The 5,522-nt window shown below is 49.9% G+C and carries 6 protein-coding genes; 2 read left to right on the plus strand and 4 right to left on the minus strand.

Going from position 1 to position 5,522, the window contains the following annotated elements:
* Nucleotides 1–124 precede the first annotated feature (124 nt).
* Nucleotides 125–1,159: an AI-2E family transporter gene (locus MES37_RS23285; protein WP_064547286.1), complete on the minus strand. Its 1,035-nt coding sequence runs from the start codon at nucleotides 1,157–1,159 to the stop codon at nucleotides 125–127.
* A gap of 480 nt (nucleotides 1,160–1,639) precedes the next feature.
* Between MES37_RS23285 and mdtJ the strand changes: the two genes are divergently transcribed.
* Both mdtJ and mdtI read left to right on the plus strand, forming a co-directional pair.
* Complete coding sequence (mdtJ, locus tag MES37_RS23290; protein WP_083963401.1) at nucleotides 1,640–2,017, plus strand: multidrug/spermidine efflux SMR transporter subunit MdtJ; 378 nt, start codon at nucleotides 1,640–1,642, stop codon at nucleotides 2,015–2,017.
* Nucleotides 2,004–2,333, plus strand: a complete 330-nt coding sequence (mdtI, locus tag MES37_RS23295; RefSeq protein ID WP_064547282.1) for a multidrug/spermidine efflux SMR transporter subunit MdtI — start codon at nucleotides 2,004–2,006, stop codon at nucleotides 2,331–2,333. The genes mdtJ and mdtI overlap by 14 nt, the downstream gene beginning before the upstream one ends.
* Before the next feature lie 37 nt (nucleotides 2,334–2,370).
* On the opposite strand, the gene MES37_RS23300 is transcribed toward mdtI, so the two are convergent.
* From MES37_RS23300 to MES37_RS23310, 3 genes are all read right to left on the minus strand, one after another.
* Nucleotides 2,371–3,177, minus strand: coding sequence for a trypsin-like serine peptidase (locus tag MES37_RS23300; protein WP_064547281.1), 807 nt, complete (start codon nucleotides 3,175–3,177; stop codon nucleotides 2,371–2,373).
* 289 nt (nucleotides 3,178–3,466) lie between these two features.
* Complete coding sequence (gene asr / locus MES37_RS23305; protein ID WP_237932736.1) at nucleotides 3,467–3,790, minus strand: acid resistance repetitive basic protein Asr; 324 nt, start codon at nucleotides 3,788–3,790, stop codon at nucleotides 3,467–3,469.
* Between the two features lie 149 nt (nucleotides 3,791–3,939).
* Entirely contained in the window at nucleotides 3,940–5,424 is a 1,485-nt protein-coding gene (locus MES37_RS23310) for a carboxypeptidase M32 (protein ID WP_121815568.1), read from the minus strand.
* Nucleotides 5,425–5,522 lie beyond the last annotated feature (98 nt).

The raw sequence follows: 5,522 nt of genomic DNA on the forward strand, positions 1-5,522 counted from the left end.
GCTGGAAAGAGGATGTTTACGATAAAGAGATCGCCCCAGCTCTGGATACGCTGGCTAAAAAACCGGGTTACACCCTGTAAACTTTGCTCAGAGCCGCTCCCCAATGGCGAACGGCTCTGGCTGATTAGCTTTTTGTGACATCACTCAACAACACGGCGATACTCTTGCCGCCTTCGGTTTGCTCCAGCGCGATTTTCACCGCAATCGTCAGTGGTACCGACAACAGCATACCTACCGGCCCCAGTAGCCAACCCCAGAAAATCAACGACAAGAACACTACCAGAGTCGATAGCCCCAGCCCTCTGCCCATCATGCGTGGCTCGATGATATTGCCAAACACCAGGTTGATAGCCAGATAACCGGCAACCACCAGTAATGCTTCATACAAGCCACTGAAGACCAATACTTGCGCGACAGGCGGGATCGCTGCCAGTACCGAACCGATGTTAGGAATGTAATTGAGTGAGAAGGCGAGAAGCGCCCAGACGAAGGCAAAATGCACATCTAACATGATGAGCATTATCCAGACTACCAGGCCGGTGACCAGGCTAATCACAGTTTTGAGCACCAGATAATGGCTTACGCTGTCTAATGCTCGCTGAATCGCGACCATGCCGACTTCGGGACGGGACATTAATTGCTGAAGTTTTATTGGCAGCTGTGGCACTTCTATCAGCATGAATATCACGGTCAGCAGCAGTAAAAAGATCGATGACATAGCATTAGAAAGCTGGGTGATAAGACGTGTGGCAAGCGTCATCGCTGAATTCGGGTCGATATACTTGAACAGTTCATCCACTGACACCTTGATTCCGGCCCGTTGCAGCCACGGGTCAATTGCCTGCAGAGGGGAAATAAACGAGGCACGGTATTGCGGCACGGTGCGTGTCAGTTCATTGAGAATGGTGCCAAGATAGGCCAGCAGCAGTACAACCAGGAAGATAATCACCGAAATCACCAGGGTAATCGCCAGCACACGTGGGACATGAATGCGCTCCAGACGACGGATCATCGGGTTGACCACGATGGCAATAAATAGCGCCAGAATAAACGGAACGATCATATCGGCCGCCACTTTTATTCCTGCCAGGATGATGACCAGCATCCCGAACATGAGGACGACTTTTAATCCACCTAACGTAATAATGGGTTTTGCCACTATTGACGATCTCCTTCACAATAATTCGTTCCTTAATTATGGGTATAATACGGGGGCGCAACTGACTAATACACCGTTATTTTTTTGGCAAATCATCGTAAAGAATTGAAAAGAGAGGTTGAGAATATTCTTTCATATGCTACAAATTAGCAATCTTTAGCTACTGAGGACAATTTACTATCCGCAACTGATGAGAAGCAACAACGCGGATACGTTGTGAAAACTATGGACATTATGCTTACCAACAAGCTGCTCCACACGTCAGAAATCCATCAAACACCCTCGTTTACTTTTGCTTATTCACTTTGCGGTGAACAGCACTGGCGCAACGCGCTTTAGATCCGCTCTCCTGCTTATCCCGTCATATTTCGCGCCCCAGCTGCGTCTGCATGTTTTGCTGGAACTCGAATTATTTAGGGAAAAAATACACACATTTTATTTTAAAGCTTTCGTACAGCTATTTTCTCTGTCAGGAGAGGAATCATGATCTATTGGATATTATTAGCATTAGCCATTGCTGCGGAAATTACCGGCACTTTATCAATGAAATGGTCGAGTGTTAGCGATGATAACCTCGGTTATATTTTCATGCTGTTAATGATCACACTTTCTTATATTTTATTATCATTCTCGGTGAAAAAAATCGCCCTCGGCGTGGCTTACGCTATGTGGGAAGGTATCGGTATTTTATTTATTACTTTATTCAGTGTGCTGCTGTTTGATGAGTCAATCTCATTGCTAAAAATAATTGGACTCACGACGCTGGTGGTCGGGATCGCGCTGATTAAATCAGGTACCGCGACCAAGAAAGAAAGCGCCAGGAAACCAATAAAGGGTAGCGAACATGCAGTCGTTTGAATGGATTCACGCATTATGGTTACTGGCGGCAATTGTGTTGGAAATTGTCGCCAACATTTTCCTGAAACACTCGGATGGTTTCCGTCGTTTTGGTTACGGCGTGCTCTCTCTGTGTGCGGTACTGGCGGCCTTCAGCGCGTTGTCTCAGGCGGTGAAAGGTATCGAATTGTCGGTGGCTTACGCGTTGTGGGGCGGGTTCGGTATTATCGCCACCGTAGCGGCGGGCTGGATTTTGTTTGGTCAACGCCTCAACCGTAAAGGATGGATAGGGCTGGTTCTGTTGCTTACGGGTATGGTGCTCATCAAACTGGCGTAAAAGAAAAGCCGCCTGGCATGAGTGCCGGGCGGTGTCATCATTGACTAGCTAATTTCTGTAACTGCTCGCGAAAACCGGTAACTGAGATCGCCCGGTTGTCGGCGCGATAGCGGTCTTTAGCCGCAGGAGCCGAACTTTGTACGGCGATTAATTGCCAGCCGTTTTCTGTTTTCAGCATCAATGGCGAACCACTGTCACCAGGCAAAGTGTCGCACTGGTGTGATAACACCGTTTTCTGCGCCCAACCGGTTATCTGGCAATCATTATGCGTGTAGAGATCGTCGAGATGGTCTTCCGGATAACCCGACTGCGTGACTTTACGGTCCTGGTTTTTCAGCGCTTCGGTGAGCGCATCACGGTCGCCTTCAAACAGCGGCAACGGCGTGATGCCTGAAGGCGGGTTGTGCAACACAATCAGGCCAAAATCGTGAGGTGCCGCATTAGATGGCACAATCCAGCCATCGCCGTCAGGTTTCAACCGACGCCCCAGCGTGGATTCTACTCGCCCTTCAATATCATGAATCTCGTAACGCCACTTTCCTTTCTGCGAAACAAACCGCAAAGCAATCGCTTTGTCAGGAGTCCCGCGCGGCGGTTGCAGCAAACAATGTCCTGCGGTTAGCGCCAGATGGGGGGAAATTAAGGTCGCAGTGCATAAATTACCGCTGGCAGTCTCAAGCTGACCAATGGCATCCCACGGGGAACTGGCTGAATCGGCGACACGTGTGCGGTCATCCTTACCAAAGAACAGCGTTTTGACGTCAGCAGTGCTCTCGTCATCTGCATGGGAAAGGGCAGGTAAAAAACACAGCACGCCTAACAACAACACCACTTTTTTGCGCATATCACTCTCTGATGGGGCGATTAATTTTAATTTTTATACCCGTCATCCTTCAAGCTGCAGGGGTATATATAGAACCTGTGAATGGATTAACTATAGACGGGTAGCACAGAAAGTGGGAGTAAAAAGTCATTACAGCCAGAAGCTTAGCGTAATAATGCCGCAAAGAATGAGCAGCGTGAGGATGATTTCAAAACTATAGCGTCGCAACATCATCCAGACTCCGGAAGTAAACACCCGGCGAGCCGGGTGTTTGTAGTGTGGCTATGCTTTCGGGATTGCCCCGACAACCTTATGCTGCTGGCTGAGTAGCTGGTTTAGCCGCTTCAGTTTTTGCTACAGGTTTTTTGTGGTGTTTTTTAGCAGCTTGCGCTTTCTGTGCAGCAGGTTTCGCAGCATCAGCTTTCGCTACAGGTTTTTTATGGTGCTTTTTAGCTGCCTGAGCATTTTGCTCGGTTGCTGCTTTTTTGTGTTTTTTATGATGAGTAGTGGTGGCAGCAGGTGCTTTAGCCGCAGAAGTTGCAACTGGCGCTGCAGTTGCAGTCGTTTCAGCAGCGAAAGCGGCAGAGGACAGACCCATTGCAGCGACTACAACCAGAGCTAATACTTTATTCATCTCGACATCCTCAAATTTGTTTATGTTTGAACCCCTGAGGGGCCGTTGAGATGAACTATAAACTCGTGGATCAATGGCTTCAGTGAGTGATTGGTGTCGGCGTGTAACGGTTTGTACAAAGCCGGGGAAAGTTCCCCGGCTTTGGTGGCTTACAAGTAACGAGCTTCCAAATGTTTACGGAAATACAGCGGGTTGAGATCTTCACCCGTTGCATTAGTGATCAGCTCTGAAGTGGTGAATCGGCTGCCGTGCTGCCAGATATTCTGGCGTAACCAGTCGAACAGTGCGCTGAAGTTGCCCTCGGCAATATCGGCTTCAAGCTGCGGCAAGGCGAGTTTGGCGGCGTTGAACAGTTGTGCTGCATACATTGCGCCCAGCGTGTATGACGGGAAGTAGCCAAACGCGCCGTCCGTCCAGTGAATGTCCTGCATGCAGCCGTTGCGGAAGTTGTTTTTGGTAGACAGCCCCAGCCAGTGCTGCATTTTCTCATCCCAAAGTGCCGGAATATCTTCAACTTCGATTTCGCCATCGATGAGCGCACGTTCAATTTCGTAGCGCAAAACGACGTGGGCCGGATAGCTGACTTCATCGGCATCAACGCGAATATATCCGCGTTCAACGCGCTGGTTTACCGCAATAAAGTTCGCCGCTTCAAACGCCGGTTGTTTGCCGAAGCGCGTGGTCACCATTGGCAGCAGCAGTTTCAGGAACTCTTTACTGCGCCCTAACTGCATTTCAAAGAACAGACTTTGGGATTCGTGGATCGCCGTAGAACGTGCCAGAGCAACTGGCTGACCAAGCCATTCACGCGGCAGGTTTTGTTCATAACGGGCATGGCCGGTTTCATGGATCACGCCGAATAATGCGCTAACCAGATCGCTTTCATCGTAGCGAGTCGTGATGCGCACATCTTCCGGCACACCGCCGCAGAATGGATGCGCACTAACATCCAGCCTGCCGCCGTTAAAATCAAAACCCAGTAACTTCATGGTTTCCAGCCCCAATTCGCGCTGGTCGTGCGTGGCGAATGGGCCGGTTGGGGTGATAACCGATTCTTTCGCTTGCTTATCAACGACTTTTTGCAGTAAATCAGGCAGCCAGCTACGTAAATCACCAAATAGCACATCGAGTTTGGCGCTAGTCATGCCCGGCTCGTAAATATCTAACAGCGCGTCGTAGCAGGATTTTCCTTTGGCATCGGCACGCAGTTTTGCCTCTTCACGGCAAACGCGAACCACTTCCTTCAAATTGGCGGCAAACCCTTGCCAGTCGTTAGCGGGCCGCTGCGTTCGCCAGCCATGCTCGCAGCGCGTACCGACCAGCGATTTTTCTTCTACCAGCGAGGCGGGCAGCAAAATGGCTTCCTGATATTGGCGGGTCATTTCACGCAGGTTGGCGCGTTCAACATCATTGAGATCTTCCTGAACCGCAGCCTGTAACAGCGTGGCGATTTTTTTATCGGTCAGGATTTGGTGTTGCAAAACGCTGAGTTCCGCCAGCGCTTCGCCGCGGGCGGTGCTGCCATTGGGTGGCATATTGGTGAACATATCCCAGCCAGCGATGGCTGAGAGGTGTCCGAAACGGGAAAGACGCTGGAAGGTGCGGGTGAGGTGATTGTAGTTTTGCTTTTCCATAGTGCCTCGTGAAGAGATGATTTACGCAAGCGAAAATAGCAAAAAGCCATCCCGAAAACGAGGCCGTAACGGGGTTAATGTGCGCGGTGATGCAAACG

Origin of the sequence: Buttiauxella sp. S19-1 (assembly GCF_022134725.1) — a bacterium.
Lineage (GTDB): Bacteria > Pseudomonadota > Gammaproteobacteria > Enterobacterales > Enterobacteriaceae > Buttiauxella > Buttiauxella ferragutiae.